The organism is Streptomyces sp. A0642, assembly GCF_004795105.1.
Lineage (GTDB): Bacteria > Actinomycetota > Actinomycetes > Streptomycetales > Streptomycetaceae > Streptomyces.
This window is the reverse complement of the sequence record NZ_SSBL01000004.1, coordinates 118,935-135,120: the sequence shown is the minus strand read 5'-3', so window position 1 is coordinate 135,120 and position 16,186 is coordinate 118,935. Positions and strand designations below refer to the sequence as shown.

Genomic DNA, 16,186 nt, shown 5'->3' with positions numbered 1-16,186 from the left:
GGGAGCCGTAGGGCCGCACCTGCCGGCACGCGGCTTTAGAACTCCTTAACCGGCCCTCCCGACAATGCCGGTTCACGCCGGACACCCGGCTGTGAACCGAGCGCCTGGGGGCCGCATGACCATCGACACCGTGACGACCGAGAGCACTGGGCTGCCGGAATTCCCGATGACACGCGGCTGCCCCTACCACCCGCCGGCCGGTTACGAGGAGCTGCGCGAAAAGGGGCCGCTCGCACGGGTGCGCCTGTACGACGGCCGCGTGGCCTGGGTGGTCACCGGCTACGAGGAGACCCGTCGGCTCCTCGTCGATCCCCGGCTCTCGTCGGACCGGACCCGTCCCGACTTCCCGGTGCTCGTCCCGCGCATGGCCGCCGCCAAGCTGACGGCGCTGGTGGGCATGGACCCGCCGGAGCACGACGTCCAGCGGCGCATGCTGATCCCCAGCTTCACCGTGAAGCGAGTCAACTCCCTGCGGCCCGCCATCCGCCGCATCGTCGGGGAGAAGATCGACGCCCTGCTCGCCGACGGGAGGTCCACCGCCGACCTCGTGCCCGAATTCGCCCTGCCGGTCCCCTCCACCGTCATCTGCGAGCTTCTGGGTGTTCCGTACGCCGACCACGAATTCTTCGAGCAGCAGACGAGCCGGATGGTGCAGGCGACCAGCACGGCGCAGGAGGCGTCCGACGCCAGCGCGGCCCTGGTCGGCTACTTCGGCGAACTCATCGCGGCCAAGGAGGTCAAGCCGGGGGAGGGGCTGCTCGACGAACTGATCGTCGATCGCCTGGCCACCGGGCAGCTGGGACGGCTGGAGCTGGCCTCCATCGCGATGTTCCTGCTGGTGGCGGGGCACGAGACGACCGCGAACATGATCGGGCTGAGCGTGCTCACCCTGCTCGAACACCCCGACCAGCTAGCCGAGTTGCGCAACGACCCGGGCGTCGCGTCCGGAGCGGTCGAGGAGCTGCTGCGCTTCCTCTCGGTCGCCGACGAGCTTCAGCGGGTCGCGGCCGCCGACATAGAGATCGGCGGAGTCGTGGTCGAGGAGGGCGACGGCGTCTACCTGCCGAACGCGGCGGCCAACCGCTCACCGCACGTCTTCACCGACCCCGACACCCTCGACGTCCGGCGCGGCACCCGCCACCACCTCGCCTTCGGCTACGGCGTCCACCAGTGCATCGGCCAGAACCTCGCCCGGGCCGAGCTGGAGATCGCCCTCCACGAACTCGCCACCCGCATACCGACGTTGCGGCTGACCGAGCCCCTCGACGCACTGGGCGTCAAGCCGGGCGGCTCCGTGCAGGGGGTGTTCCGGCTGCCGGTCACCTGGTGACCTCCGCCGTACGACGACGAGAGCCGGGCCCCGTCCGCAGGGCCCGGCTCTCGTCGTCACGCCACGGCTACGCGGCGGCCAGCTCGCCCCGGATGAAGCCGGCGACGGCCGACGGTGTCGGGTGGTCGAAGAGCAGTACCGGCGGCAGGAGCAGGCCGGTCGCCTCGCAGAGCCGGTTGCGGACCTCCAGCGCGGTGAACGACGAGAAGCCGATGTCCAGGAAGTTGTCCTCGGCCGCGATCGCCTCCGGTGACTCGTGACCGAGCACATGCGCCGCGTGGAGCCGTACGAGATCCAGCAGCGCGCCTTCCTCCTCCGGCGCAGGCGCCGCCACCGGCTCCGCGCGCTCCACCGGCTCCACGAGCTCCGCCGGTTCCACCGGCCGCCGCGCCTCCGGTGCGCCGCTCGCCGGAACCGGCCACCAGTGACGGGTGCGCTCGAAGGGATAGGTCGGCAACTCGGCCGGGGGAGAAGCCTGCTCCCCGTACCAGCTCTGCCAGCGCACGTCCGCGCCCGCCGCGTGGAGGGCGGAGAGCGCCACCGCGAACGTCTCCTCGCCCGGCCGGTCGCGCACCTGCGCCGGAACGACCAGGGGCGCGGTCCCGGGCAGGCAGGCCGCCACCAACGGAGTGAGCACGGCGTCGGGTCCCACCTCCACGAAGGCGGCCGCCCCCGCACCGGCCAGCGTGGCCACCGCGTCGCCGAACCGCACCGGTGAACGCAGGTGCCGCGCCCAGTAGTCCGGCCGGCGCAGCTCGTCGAGACCGGTGAGGCGCCCGGTCAGATCGGAGACGACGGGGATCCCGGGCTCGCGGAAGCGCAGCCGCGCCACCACCGCACGCAGCTCGTCCAGCGTCCCGTCCATGTGGTGGGAGTGGAAGGCGTGACTCACCCGGAGGCGGTGGGTTCTGCGGCCCCGCTCCCGGAACGCGGCGGCGACCTCCGCCACCGCGTCCGCGTCCCCCGACACCACCGTCGACAGCGGGCCGTTGACCGCCGCCACATCCGCCCTCCCCTCGTACCGGGCGAGGGTCTCGCGCACCTCCTCCTCCGACGCTTCGCACGCCACCATCGCGCCCCCCGGGGGCATGGCCTGCATGAGCCTGCCCCGCGCGGCGACCAGGGTGCAGGCGTCCTCCAGCGACAGCACCCCCGCCGCGTGAACGGCGGCGAGACCGCCGATCGAGTGCCCGGCGACCTGGCCCGGAGCGGGAAGCAGCTGCTCAAGGAGGCGGAACAGCGCGGTCTCGACGGCGAACAGTGCGGGCTGCGCGTACTCCGTGCGCTCCAGCAGCGCCGCTTCCTCGCTGCCCTCCGCCGCGAACAGCACGTCCTTCAGCGGGCGTGGCAGAACCGGCTCGAAGGCCCCGCACACCTCGTCGAGGGCCTTGGCGAAGGCCGGCCGAAGCTCGTACAACTCCGCTCCCATTCCGGGGCGTTGACTGCCCTGTCCGGTGAAGAGGTAGGCGGTGGAGGGGGGTGCGGCCGCACCGCCGTATACCGCCCGGGCCGGCTTCCCGCCCGACGCCAGCGCCGCCAGGGCCGCCAGCTGCCCGGTACGGTCGCCCGGCAGGACCACCGCGCGATGGCGGAACGCCGTACGCCCCAGGGCCAGCGTCCGGCCCACCTCGTGGGCCCGCAGATCCGGTGCCGCGACGAGATGGGCGTGCAGCCGGCCGGCCTGGGCCCGCAGCGCCGATTCCGTACGTGCCGACAGCGGCCAGGGAGCCGAGGGCTCCGGCAGGAGGGGGGCCGAGGGCCCCTCGGCCGGGGCCACTTCCCGTGGTGCCCGCGCCTCGTCCCCGGCTTCGGCCTGTTCCAGGATGACGTGCGCGTTGGTGCCGCTGATGCCGAAGGACGAGACCCCGGCCCGGCGCGGCCGGCCCCGGTCGGGCCACTCGACGGCTTCCGTGAGCAGCCGCACGGAACCCGAGGCCCAGTCGACGTGGGGGGTCGGCTCCGTCACGTGCAGCGTGCGCGGCAGCACCCCGTGGCGCATCGCCTGCACCATTTTGATCACCCCGGCCACCCCGGCCGCCGCCTGGGTGTGACCGATGTTCGACTTGAGCGACCCCAGGAGGAGCGGTTCGTCCTCCGGGCGCCCCTGGCCGTAGGCCGCGAGCAGGGCCTGGGCCTCGATCGGGTCGCCCAGCCGGGTACCGGTGCCGTGCGCCTCCACCGCGTCCACCTGCTGCGGGGCGAGCCGGGCGGACGCCAGCGCCTGCTGGATGACCCGGACCTGCGTCGGGCCGTTCGGGGCGGTGAGGCCGTTGCTCGCACCGTCCTGGTTGACCGCGGAGCCGCGCAGCACCGCGAGGATGCGCCGGCCGTTGCGGCGGGCGTCGGAGAGCCGCTCCAGCAGGACGAGGCCGACACCCTCCGAGAACCCGGTGCCATCGGCCGCCGAGTCGAACGCCTTGCACCGGCCGTCGGGGGCCAGCCCGCGCTGCCGGCTGAACTCGACCAGGAGCAGCGGGGTGGCCATCACGGTGACGCCGCCCGCCAGCGCGAGGTCGCTCTCCCCGCGCCGCAGCGACTGCGCCGCCAGGTGCATGGCAACGAGCGAGGAGGAGCACGCCGTGTCGAGCGTGACGGCCGGGCCCTCCAGACCGAGGTGGTAGGCGATCCGGCCGGAGGCGACACTCGTCGCGTTGCCCGTCATCAGGTGCCCCTCGAATCCCTCGGGCACCTGGTCCGGCGGCGGCACATAGGCCTGGGACACCACACCGGCGAAGACGCCCGTACGGCTTCCGCGAAGGGAACCGGGGGCGATTCCCGCGCGCTCCAGGGTCTCCCAGGCCACCTCCAGAAGCTGCCGGTGCTGGGGGTCGGTGGCCACGGCCTCCCTCGGGCCCATGCCGAAGAAGGACGCGTCGAACTCGGCGGCGCCCTCCAGGAATCCGCCCGCTCGGGTGTACGTGCTCCCGACGCGGTCCGGATCCGGGTCGTAGAGCCGCTCCGTGTCCCAGCCGCGGTCCTCGGGGAAGCCGGACACCGCGTCCGTCTCCTCGGCCACCAGCCGCCACAGTGCCTCGGGGGAGTCGGCCCCGCCCGGGAACCGGCATCCCATCGCCACGATCGCGACCGGCTCGTGCTCCCTGTCCTCCAGTTCCCTGATCCTGCGCCGGGCCTGCCTGAGGTCGGCCGTCGTCCGTTTCAGGTAGTCGCGGAGCTTGTCCTCGTTACTCATCGCCATCGCCCTCTCGTACGCTGAAATGGCCTGTCACGACGCCCCCAGTTCCTCGTCGAGCGCGCGGAACAGTTCCTCGTCCGTCGCGGTGTCCAGATCGCCGTCCGGTGCCCGGCCGGCCCCGCCGGCGGGATCAGCCGCCTGTTCGTCCCACCGCCACAGTGCTGCCCGCAGCCGCTCCCTCAGCTCGTGGAACCCCTCGCTGCCCACCGTCACCGACTCCAGCAGCCGTTCCAGTTCGGCGGCGTCCGTCCGCTCGTCCGGGGCCAGGAGCACGGACAGCCGCTCGGCGAGCGCCGTGGGGGTGGGGAAGTCGAACACCGTGGTGGTGGGCAGTCGCAGCCCGGTGGCCGCCGAGATCCGGTTGCGCAGCTCGACCGCCGTCAGCGAGTCGAACCCGATCTCCTTGAACGCCCGGTCGGCGGTGATGTCGTCCGCCGTCAGATGGCCGAGCACGGCCGCCACCTGCTCACGCACCAGAGTGAGGAGCGCCTGAGCGCGCTCGGGACCGCGCAACGCCGTGAGCCGCTCCGCCGCCGACGAGGCGGGTACGCGCGCGCCGCTCGCCGCCCGGCGGACGGCGGGCGCCCTGACCAGTGACCGCAGCACGGCGGGCACCCCACCGGTTCCGGGGCCGGATTCGGAGAGCGCCCGCAGTCCGGCGCCGTCGAGGGGCGCGGGGACGAGCAGCGGGCGGCCGTCGGCCAGGGCTGCGTCGAACAACGCCAGGCCCTCGGGCACCGACATCGGGACGAGCCCGCCCCGCGTGATGCGGGCGCGGTCGGCGCCGGCCAGATGCCCGGTCATGCCGCTGGCCGCCTCCCACATGCCCCACGCGAGGGACACCGCGGGCAGCCCGCGCGCCCGCCGGTGCCCGGCCAGCGCGTCCAGGAAGACGTTGGCCGCCGCGTAGTTGCCCTGTCCCGCGCCCCCGAGGAGCCCCGAGGCGGAGGAGAACAGCACGAACAGGGAGAGGTCCAGATCCCGGGTCAGCTTGTGCAGATTCCAGGCCGCGTCCGCCTTGGGCCGCAGCACCGCACGGACCTTCTCCGGGGTCAACGAGGCGAGCACCCCGTCGTCCAGGACCCCGGCCGCGTGCACCACGCCCGTCAGCGGCCGCCCGGACGGGACCGAAGCCAGCAGTCCGGCGAGCGCGTTCCGGTCGGCGGCATCGCAGGCGGCGATCCGCACCGTGGCACCCAGGCCCTCCAGTTCGGCGCGCAGTTCCGCCGCGCCAGGGGCCTCGGGACCGCGCCGGCCCGTGAGCAGCAGGTGGCGCACACCGTGCGCGGTCACCAGGTGCCGGGCCAGGGCCGACCCCAGGGTGCCGGTGCCACCGGTGATCAGGACCGTTCCCTCCGGCGCCGTGCGCGGCGGCAGCGTCAGCACCACCTTGCCGACCTGACGGGCCTGTCCGAAGTGGCGGAAGGCATCGGGCGCCCGGCTCACATCCCAGGTGGTGACCGGGAGCGGCGACAGCACACCCTGCTCGAACAGGGCGAGGACCCGCGTCAGTACGTCCCCGACCAGGTCCGGGTCCATGTCCAGCAGCTCGAACGGCCGGTACGCGACACCGGGCCGGACCGCCGCGATCTCCTCCGGGTCCCGCAGGTCCGCGATACCCATCTCGATGAACCGTCCGCCGGAGGACAACAGGCGCAAGGAGGCGTCGATGAACTCCCCGGTCAAGGAGTTGAGGACGACGTCGACCCCGGGTGCGGTGTCCGCGCGGCCCGTCACGTCGAGGACCTGCTGCTCGAACCCGGTCGTCCGCGAGGAGGCGATGTGGTCCGCGTCGAGGCCGAGCGCCCGCAGGGCGCCCCACTTCGCCGGGCTCGCCGTGGCGAACACCTCGGCCCCGAGGTGGCGGGCCACCTGGAGCGCCGCCATGCCGACGCCGCCGGCCCCGGAGTGGATCAGCACCCGTTCACCGCTGCCCAGCCCGGCCAGCTCGACCAGCCCGTAGTAGGCCGTGGTGAACACGGCGGGCACGCCTGCCGCCTCCGCGTACGACCAGCCGCGCGGCATACGGGCGATCAGCCGCCGGTCGGCGACGGCCCGTGGCCCCACCGCACCGGGCACCAGGCCGAACACGCGGTCGCCGACCTCGAACCCGTCGACCCCGGGACCCGTCTCGACGACGGTGCCCGCGGCCTCCGTCCCGAGCGGAGCACCGGCCGGCACCATGCCGAGGGCGGTCAGCACGTCGCGGAAGTTGAGCCCGGCCGCCCGGACCTCGATCCGTACCTGGCCCTCGGCCAGCGGCGCCTCCGCTGCCGGATGGACGGCGGCGTGCAGATCGTCCGGCGAACCGCCGGGGGTCTCCAGCCGCCAGCCTGCCACGCCCTCGGGCGGCACGACGCTCGCCGCCCCGGTTTCCGTCCTGCGCAGTCTGGGGACCAGCATCCGGCCGTCGCGCAACGCCAGCTGAGGCTCCTCGGTGGCGACGGCCGCCGCGAGCACGTCCTGGGAGGACCCTTCGCCGTCGAGGTCCACCAGGGTGATGCGGCCGGGATTCTCCGTGGCGGCCGACCGCGCGAGCCCCCACAGCGGGGCGGCCGCCAGATCGACCGGATCACCGGCCCGGACCGCCACGGCCCGGCGGGTGAGCACGACGAGGCGGGCCTCCGGCTGTTCCCCGTCGGCCAGGTGCTCCTGCAGACGGCCGAGCAGCCACTCCACGGCCGTGCCGGCCGCGACGGGAGCGGCGCCCTCGAACGGGGCGGTGGCGTCGAGCACGGCGAACGCGTCCGCCGTCTGCCCGGACGGCGCCGGCTCGCCGAGTTCCGTCCACTCCAGGGCGTAGAGCGAGTCGGCGGCGGACGATCCCGGGGCGGCGGGCAGCTGACCGGGGGAGACCGGCCGCAGGGTGAGCGTCTCCACGGCCAGCACGGGCGCGCCCGCGGGGTCGGCGACCGAGACCCGGACCGTGTCCCGTCCCGCCTCGCCGGGAGAGACCGTCACCCGCAGGGCCGTGGCTCCCGTCGCCCGCAGCGCCGCCCCCGACCAGGAGAACGGCAGCCGGATGCCCTCGCCGAGGAAATCGCCCAGCCCCAGCGTGTGGAGGGCCGAGTCCAGGAGCGCCGGGTGAAGGACGAACCGGGCCGCCTCCGCATGGAGTTCGGGCGCGAGCGAGACCTCGCCGTACACGGTGTCGCCCGACCGCCAGGCGGCGGTCAGATTGCGGAAGGCGGGGCCGTACTCGTACCCCAGCGCGGCGAGTTCCGCGTACAGCCCGTCGGTGTCGAGCGCGGTGGCCCCGTCCGGCGGCCAGACCGCTCCATCGCCCTCCGCGGCTGCGGGGGGAGCGGGGTCGGCCGGGGCGAGGACGCCGGTGGCGTGCCGGGTCCAGGCCGGCTCCTCGCCCAGGACGTCGTCCGCCGCCTCATCGGGCCGCGCGTGGACGGTCAGCCGCCGCCGTCCCTCGGCGTCCGGCGCATCCACCGACGCCTGGATCCGCACAGCACCGCGCTCCGGGACGAACAGCGGTGCCTCCAGGGTCAGTTCCTCCACCGCACCGGCACCGACGTGCCTGGCCGCCTGGAGTGCGAGCTCCAGCTGAGCTGTGGCCGGGAGCAGGGGGGTACCGCTCACGGCGTGGTCGGCGAGCCAGGGGTGGGTGCGGAGCGAGATCCTGCCCGTCAGCAGCAGCGCGTCGCCCTGGGCGAGCGTGGTCGACGCGGCCAGGAACGGATGGTCGGCGGAATCCACCCCGAGACGTCCCGCGTCGCTGTGGGCGGCGGGCCCCTCCAGCCAGTAGCGGCGCCGCTGGAAGGGGTAGGTCGGCAGATCGTTGGCGCGACCCGCCACGGCGGGCAGAGCCGGTGTCCAGTCGACGGGGATGCCGTGGGTGTGGAGGTGGGCGAGGGAGAGGTGGAAGCGGTGGAGGGTGCCTTCGTTGCGGCGGAGGGTGCCGGTGATGAGGGCGTGGGTGTCGGTGGTGTCGGCGGTGTCCTGGAGTGCGGTGGTGAGGATGGGGTGGGGGCTGATTTCGATGAAGACGGAGTGGCCGGATTCGAGGAGTGTGCGGACGGCCGGTTCGAAGAGGACGGGGTTGCTGAGGTTTTCGTACCAGTAGTCGCCGTTCAGTTCCGTGGGGTCGATGAAGGAGTTGGTGAGTGTGGAGTAGAAGGCGGTGGTGGTGGGTTGGGGGGTGATGTGGTGGAGGAGGGTGTGGAGGGTGTTTTGGAGGGGTTGGACGTGGGGGGTGTGGGAGGCGTAGTCGACGGGGATGGTGCGGGCTCGGATGTTTTGGTTGTTGAGGGTGGTGACGAGGGTGTTGAGGGTGTGGGGGTTGCCTGCGATGACGGTGGTGGTGGGTCCGTTGTGGGCGGCGATGTGGAGGTCGGGGTGGGGGGTGAGGAGGGTGGTGGTTTGTTGGTGGGTGAGGGGGAGGGAGGCCATGGCGCCGGTGCCGGCGAGTTGGAGGAGGGTGCGGGAGCGGAGGGCGGTGATGAGTGCGGCGTCGTTGAGGGTGAGGGCGCCGGCGATGTGGGCGGCGGCGATTTCGCCTTGGGAGTGTCCGATGACGGCGTCGGGGTGGATGCCGTGGTGTTGCCAGAGTTTGGCGAGGGAGGTCATGACGGCGAAGAGTGCGGGTTGGATGACGTCGACGCGGTCGATGGGGGGTGTGCCGGGTTTGTTCTGGAGGATGTCGAGGAGGTTCCAGCCGGTGTGGGGTTGGAGTGCTTCGGCGGCGGCGGTGAGGTGTTCGGTGAACACGGGTGAGGTGGTGAGGAGTTCGCGGGCCATGCCTTCCCATTGGGAGCCCTGGCCCGGGAACACGAACACGGTCTTCCCGTGATCGGCGGCCGTCCCGCGTACCGCATCCGCGCCGGCCGTCCCCCGCTCCAGGTCCGCGAGGGTCTCCAGGAGCCGTTCCCGGTCCTGTGCGACGACGACCGCGCGATGGGGGAGCCCGGCCCGGCCCGTCGCCAGCGCCTTCACCGCCGGAGCGGCATCCGTCTCGGGGAACTCCTGGAGGTGGCGGCGCAGCTGCCCGGCGTGCGTGGCGAGCGCCTCGGCGGTCTGGCCGTACAACAGCCACGGCAGCGGCGTCGCACCTGCCACCACCGGTTCGGCCACCGGCAGGTCGTCCGGAGCCTCCTCCAGTACGACGTGCGCGTTGGTGCCGCTCATGCCGAATCCGGAGACACCGGCACGGCGCGGACGCCCGTCCGGCAGCCACTCCCGGGCCTCCGTGAGCAGGCGTACGGCTCCGGCGTCCCAGTCGACGTGCGGGGACGGCTCGTCCACGTGCAGCGTCTTCGGCAGCACCCCGTACCGCATGGCCTGCACCATCTTGATGATGCCGCCGACACCGGCCGCGGCCTGGGTGTGCCCGATGTTCGACTTCAACGACCCCAGCCACAAGGGGCGTTCACTGGGGCGGTCCTGTCCGTACGTGGCAATCAGCGCCTGCGCCTCGATCGGGTCGCCCAGTGTCGTCCCCGTGCCGTGGGCCTCCATGGCGTCCACATCGGAGGCGGTCAGCCCGGCGTCGGCGAGGGCCTGGCGGATCACCCGCTGCTGCGACGGGCCATTGGGCGCCGTGAGACCGTTGCTCGCTCCGTCCTGGTTGGTGGCGGTGCCCCGGACGACGGCGAGTACGTCGTGGCCGTTGCGGCGGGCGTCCGACAGGCGCTCCACGAGGAGCAGCCCGACCCCTTCGCCGAAGGCCGTGCCGTCCGCACCGGCCGCGAAGACCTTGCAGCGTCCGTCCGGGGCCAGTCCGCGCTGCCTGCTGAAACCGATGAAGATGTCGGGGTTGGCGAGCACCGTCGCCCCGCCGGCCAGGGCGAGATCGCACTCGCCCCGCCGCAGCGACTGCACGGCCAGATGCAGGGCGACCAGCGACGACGAGCACGCCGTGTCCACGGTCACCGCCGGTCCTTCGAGCCCCAGGGTGTAGGCGATCCGCCCCGAGGCGATACTGCCCGCGCTGCCGATGCCCAGATACCCCTCCATATCGGCGGGAAGCTTCACCCGGGATCCGTAGTCCGTGTACACGACCCCCGCGAACACCCCGGTCCGCGAGCCGTGCAACGACGTCGGGTCGATACCGGCCCGCTCGAACGCTTCCCAGGCGCTCTCCAGCAGCAGGCGCTGCTGCGGGTCCATGCTCGTCGCCTCGCGCGGGCTGATCCCGAAGAACGCCGGGTCGAACTGGTCCGCGTCGTGGAGGAACCCGCCCTCCCGGGCGTACGAGGTCCCCGCGTGCGCCGGGTCGGGATCGAACAGCCGGTCCAGGTCCCAGCCCCTGTTGGTGGGGAACGGCGAGATGACGTCGCTCTCCGACGCCACCACCCGCCACAGGTCCTCCGGGGTACGCACTCCGCCGGGGTAGCGGCAGGCCATCGACACGATCGCGATGGGTTCGCCGTCCCGCACCGGGGTGCGTCCGGCGGGTGCCGGCGTGCCGGCGTCCGCAGCCCCACCCAGCAAGCGGTCCCGCAGATGGGTGGCGAGCGCGGCCGGCGAGGGATGGTCGAAGACGAGCGTGGCGGGCAGCCGCAGTCCCGTCGCCCCGCTGAGCCGGTTGCGCAGTTCCACGGCGGTCAGCGAGTCGAAGCCGAGGTCCTTGAACGCGCGAGAGGCGTCGAGGGTGTCCCCGGCGGAGTGCTTCAGCACGCCTGCCACCTGTTCGCCGACCAACTCGCCGAGCAGAAGCAGCTGTTCCGGACCGGACAGGTCAGCCAGGGCTGAGACGAGCGTGCCCGCCGCGGCGGCGTCCGCCCCGGCCGCGGTACGGACCGTACGGACCAGCGCACGCAGCACCGGGGGCAGCAGACCGTTGCCGGCCTGGGCGCCCAGGACCGCCCGGTCCAGGCGGGCGGCGAGCAGGGCGGGCCGGCCCGCCGAGCGCAGCGCCAGCTCCAGACCGGCGGTCACCTGGTTCTCGTCGAAGCGGACGAGCCCCTGGAAGGCGGAGCCCGGCACGGACTCCCGGGGGCCCCAGGAGAGGGAGACGCCCGGCAGTCCCAGCGAGCCCCGGTGCTGGGCGAGGGCGTCGAGGTAGGTGCCGACGGCGGCGGCGCCCGCCCGGCCGGTGCCGCCGAGGGCCGACGACGCGTCGGGGGCGAGCAGCACGAAGGCGCCGAGGTCGAGACCGAGGGTCAGCTCGTGGAGATTCCAGGCAGCCGCCCCGGCGGCCCGCAGCCCGGCGCCGAACTCCTCGGGTGCGGTGGAGAGCAGGACCGCGCGGTCGGGGGCGGACGGTGCGTGGAAGACGGCACCCACCGGGTGCGCGGGCGGCAGCGCTGCCAGCGCCCCTGCGAGGAATGCGCGGTCGGCCACGTCACCGTCCGCCACGACGACCTCCGCGCCCAGACCGGTCAAGCGGTCCGCCAGCCCCGCCGCGGGGGACAGCAGGAGCAGGCGCCGCGCGCCGAGCGCTTCGACGGCGTGGACGGCCGCGACTGCGGCGAGGTCGCCGCGACCGGAGACGACGACCGTCGAGTCCGCGGGCAGGACGGGAAGCTCACCGGCGTCCTGAGGCACTGACGCGACGAGCCTCGGGACGCGTACCTCGCCCTTGCGCAGGGCGAATTGCGGTTCGCCGGCCGCGAGAGCCGTCGGCAGCGCGCCCAGCGAGGACGGTTCGGCGTCGAGATCGACGAGGGTGATCCGCCCCGGGTTCTCCGCCTGGGCCGCCCGGACCAGGCCCCACACGGGGGAGGGGACCAGGTCCTGCACATCGTCGGGTCCGGTGGTGACGGCGTGATGGGTGAGGACCACCAGCGGGGTGGCGCTGTTCGCCGCGTCGGCGGTCCAGGTCTGGAGTGCGGGCAGCAGTTCGCTCGCGGACGACGCGTGCAGAAGGACGAGGCCGGGAGCCGTGCCCTCGGAGGGCGCCGGCTCGTACGGGACGTGGACGGCGTCGCCGAAGGCGTCCCGCAGCTCGGCCTCGGGTTCGGCGGACGAGGTCCAGCTCGTGTACGGCGAGGAGCCTCCGTCGGCCGGTGCGGGCGCCGCCGTCCAGTCGGTGCGGAGCAGCCACTCGTGGCGGGCCCGGTCCGCCCGGTCCAGGGCCCCGGCGGGCAGCGGCCGCAGGACGACCGAGTCGACGGAGGCCACCGGGGCGCCGGCCGGATCCGCCAGCGTGACGGCGAAGCCCCTCCCGCGCGGTGAGACGCGCACCCGCAGACCGCCCGCGCCGACCGCGTGGAGGGTCACGCCGTGCCAGGCCACGGGTTCGAGCAGCTCCTCGCCCTCCGAGAGCAGGGACTGAAGCGCCGCGGTGAGGAGGGCCGGATGGAGCCCGTACCGTTCGCTGTCGCCCGCGACCCCCTCCGGCGCGGACACCTCGGCGTACAGCTCGTCGCCCTGCCGCCACAGCCGCGTGAGCCCCTGGAGCGCGGGGCCGAGGTCGTGGCCCAGCGCGGCCAGCCGCCCGTACACCTCCGCGACATCGACGGCGGTCCCCCCGGCGGGGGGCCAGGAGGTGAGAGGGGCGGGCACGGACTGGGAAGCCGGCTCGGCGGAGCCGAGCAGACCGGTGACATGGCTGGTCCAGGCACGGTGCAGCGCACCGTCGTCGTCCGCGTCGTCGTACGCGCGGGTGTGCAGGGTCAGATCGCGGCGGCCGTCACCGCGCGGGGGCCCGGCCGTCACCTGCACGTCCACGCCGCCGGTGGCGGGGACCACCACGGGAATGTCGAGCGTCAGCTCGGCCACCGGCAGTTCGCCCAGCAGCCTTCCCGCCTCCAGGGCCAGCTCAACAGCCGCCGCAGCCGGCAGGACCGCCGTTCCCTCGACGGCGTGGTCGGCGAGCCAGGGGTGGGTGCGCAGTGAGATCCGGCCCGTGAGCAGCAGCGCGTCTCCCTGGGCGAGAGTCGTCGCGGCCGTCAGCAGCGGGTGCTGGGTCGTGTGCAGCCCGAGGCTCTCCGGATCGCCATCGCTCGCCGCGTCCTCCAGCCAGTAGCTCCGGTGCTGGAAGGGGTAGGTCGGCAGATCGTTGGCGCGACCCGCCACGGCGGGCAGGGCCGGTGTCCAGTCGACGGGGATGCCGTGGGTGTGGAGGTGGGCGAGGGAGAGGTGGAAGCGGTGGAGGGTGCCTTCGTTGCGGCGGAGGGTGCCGGTGATGAGGGCGTGGGTGTCGGTGGTGTCGGCGGTGTCCTGGAGTGCGGTGGTGAGGATGGGGTGGGGGCTGATTTCGATGAAGACGGAGTGGCCGGATTCGAGGAGTGTGCGGACGGCCGGTTCGAAGAGGACGGGGTTGCTGAGGTTTTCGTACCAGTAGTCGCCGTTCAGTTCCGTGGGGTCGATGAAGGAGTTGGTGAGTGTGGAGTAGAAGGCGGTGGTGGTGGGTTGGGGGGTGATGTGGTGGAGGAGGGTGTGGAGGGTGTTTTGGAGGGGTTGGACGTGGGGGGTGTGGGAGGCGTAGTCGACGGGGATGGTGCGGGCTCGGATGTTTTGGTTGTTGAGGGTGGTGACGAGGGTGTTGAGGGTGTGGGGGTTGCCTGCGATGACGGTGGTGGTGGGTCCGTTGTGGGCGGCGATGTGGAGGTCGGGGTGGGGGGTGAGGAGGGTGGTGGTTTGTTGGTGGGTGAGGGGGAGGGAGGCCATGGCGCCGGTGCCGGCGAGTTGGAGGAGGGTGCGGGAGCGGAGGGCGGTGATGAGTGCGGCGTCGTTGAGGGTGAGGGCGCCGGCGATGTGGGCGGCGGCGATTTCGCCTTGGGAGTGTCCGATGACGGCGTCGGGGTGGATGCCGTGGTGTTGCCAGAGTTTGGCGAGGGAGGTCATGACGGCGAAGAGTGCGGGTTGGATGACGTCGACGCGGTCGATGGGGGGTGTGCCGGGTTTGTTCTGGAGGATGTCGAGGAGGTTCCAGCCGGTGTGGGGTTGGAGTGCTTCGGCGGCGGCGGTGAGGTGTTCGGTGAACACGGGTGAGGTGGTGAGGAGTTCGCGGGCCATGCCTTCCCATTGGGAGCCCTGGCCCGGGAACACGAACACGGTCTTCCCGTGATCGGCGGCGACACCTTCCACCACGTCGGCCGACGGGACGCCCCCGGCCAGCGATGCGAGCGCCGGCACGAGCTCCTCGTGGCTCCCGGCGACGACGACCGCCCGGTGACCGAGCGTGGCGCGGCCCCGGGCCAGCACTCCGCCGACCGCCGCCCGGTCCAGCGCGGGGCGGTCCTCCACGTACGCACGCAGCCGCGCGGCCTGCTCCTTGAGGGCCTCGGGGTCGTGCGCGGACAGCAGCCAGGGCACCGCACCGGAAGGCGCGGCCGGAGCCGCGCCTTCGTCGGCGGGGGCCGGGGCCGCGGGCGCCTCCAGAATGACGTGCGCGTTCGTTCCACTGATCCCGAACGACGAGACGGCGGCCCGGCGCGGCCTGCCGTGCTCGGGCCACGACGCGTCCTCGGTGAGCAGGCGTACGGCTCCGGCGTCCCAGTCGACGTGCGGGGACGGCTCGTCCACGTGCAGCGTCTTCGGCAGCACCCCGTGCCGCATGGCCTGCACCATCTTGATGATGCCGCCGACACCGGCCGCGGCCTGGGTGTGCCCGATGTTCGACTTCAACGACCCCAGCCACAAAGGCTGTTCATCTGAGCGGTCCTGTCCGTACGTGGCGAGCAGTGCCTGCGCCTCGATCGGGTCGCCCAGCTTCGTCCCCGTGCCGTGCGCCTCGACGGCGTCGACGTCCGCCGTGGTGAGTCCGGCGTCGGCGAGGGCCTGGCGGATCACCCGCTGCTGCGAGGGGCCGTTGGGCGCGGACAGTTGCCCGCTTGTTCCGTCCTGGTTGACGGCGGAGCCGCGTACGACCGCGAGCACCCGGTGACCGTTGCGGCGGGCGTCCGAGAGCCGCTCCACCAGGAGCAGCCCCACGCCCTCTCCCCAGCCCGTGCCGTCCGCCGACGCCGCGAACGCCTTGCACCGCCCGTCCGGGGACAGCCCGCGCTGCCGGCTGAACTCGACGAACAGGCCGGGCGTCGCGATGATCGTCGCACCCCCGGCGAGCGCGAGATCGCACTCGCCCCGCCGCAGCGACTGCACGGCCAGATGCAGGGCGACCAGCGACGACGAGCACGCCGTGTCCACGGTCACCGCCGGGCCTTCGAGCCCGAAGGTGTACGAGAGGCGGCCGGACGCCACCGACCCGGCGCTGCCGGTGCCGATGTACCCCTCCAGGCCGTCCGGAGCGCGGCGGATCCGCCCGCCGTAGTCCCCGTACATCACTCCGGCGAACACCCCGGTACGGGAGCCGCGCAGCGTGTCCGGATCGATGCCGGCCCGCTCGAACGCCTCCCAGGCGCTCTCCAGCAGCAGCCTCTGCTGCGGGTCGATGGCCGTCGCCTCGCGCGGGCTGATCCCGAAGAACGCCGGGTCGAACCGGTCCGCGTCGTGGAGGAACCCGCCCTCCCGCGCATAGCTGCGGCCGGTCCGCTCGGGGTCGGGGTCGTAGAGCGCCGCCGTGTCCCAGCCCCGGTTCTCCGGGAACGGGGATATGGCGTCGGTACCCGAAGCGACGATCTCCCACAGTTCCTCGGGGGAGCGCACCCCGCCCGGGTAGCGGCACGACATGCCGACGATGGCGATCGGTTCGTGTCGCTCCGCCTCGACCTCGGTCAGTCGCTGCCGGGTCTGGAGCAGGTCGTTGGTCACGCGCTTGAGGTAGTCGCGGAGCCTGGCCTCGTTCGTCATGCGACGTCAACTCTCCT

At 73.3% G+C, this 16,186-nt stretch carries 3 protein-coding genes; 1 reads left to right on the top strand and 2 read right to left on the bottom strand.

Features of this window, described 5'->3' with window-relative positions; all coding sequences use genetic code 11:
- Positions 1 to 115: 115 nt before the first annotated feature.
- Positions 116 to 1,330 carry a cytochrome P450 gene (locus E6R60_RS10020; protein WP_136326123.1) on the top strand — a complete coding sequence of 405 codons (1,215 nt, stop codon included), beginning with the start codon at positions 116 to 118 and terminating at the stop codon, positions 1,328 to 1,330.
- Between the two features lie 67 nt (positions 1,331 to 1,397).
- On the opposite strand, the gene E6R60_RS10015 is transcribed toward E6R60_RS10020, so the two are convergent.
- Positions 1,398 to 4,520, bottom strand: a complete 3,123-nt coding sequence (locus E6R60_RS10015) for a type I polyketide synthase (protein WP_136326387.1) — start codon at positions 4,518 to 4,520, stop codon at positions 1,398 to 1,400.
- 33 nt (positions 4,521 to 4,553) lie between these two features.
- Positions 4,554 to 16,169 (bottom strand): type I polyketide synthase, encoded by an 11,616-nt coding sequence (locus tag E6R60_RS10010; protein WP_136326122.1) that lies wholly within the window; start codon positions 16,167 to 16,169, stop codon positions 4,554 to 4,556.
- Positions 16,170 to 16,186 lie beyond the last annotated feature (17 nt).

Excerpts from the sequence above, each read along its gene's own strand:
- E6R60_RS10020 (WP_136326123.1), top strand. The coding sequence starts at position 116 with ATGACCATCGACACCGTGACGACCGAGAGCACTGGGCTGCCGGAATTC.
- E6R60_RS10015 (WP_136326387.1), bottom strand. The coding sequence starts at position 4,520 with ATGAGTAACGAGGACAAGCTCCGCGACTACCTGAAACGGACGACGGCC.
- E6R60_RS10010 (WP_136326122.1), bottom strand. The coding sequence starts at position 16,169 with ATGACGAACGAGGCCAGGCTCCGCGACTACCTCAAGCGCGTGACCAAC.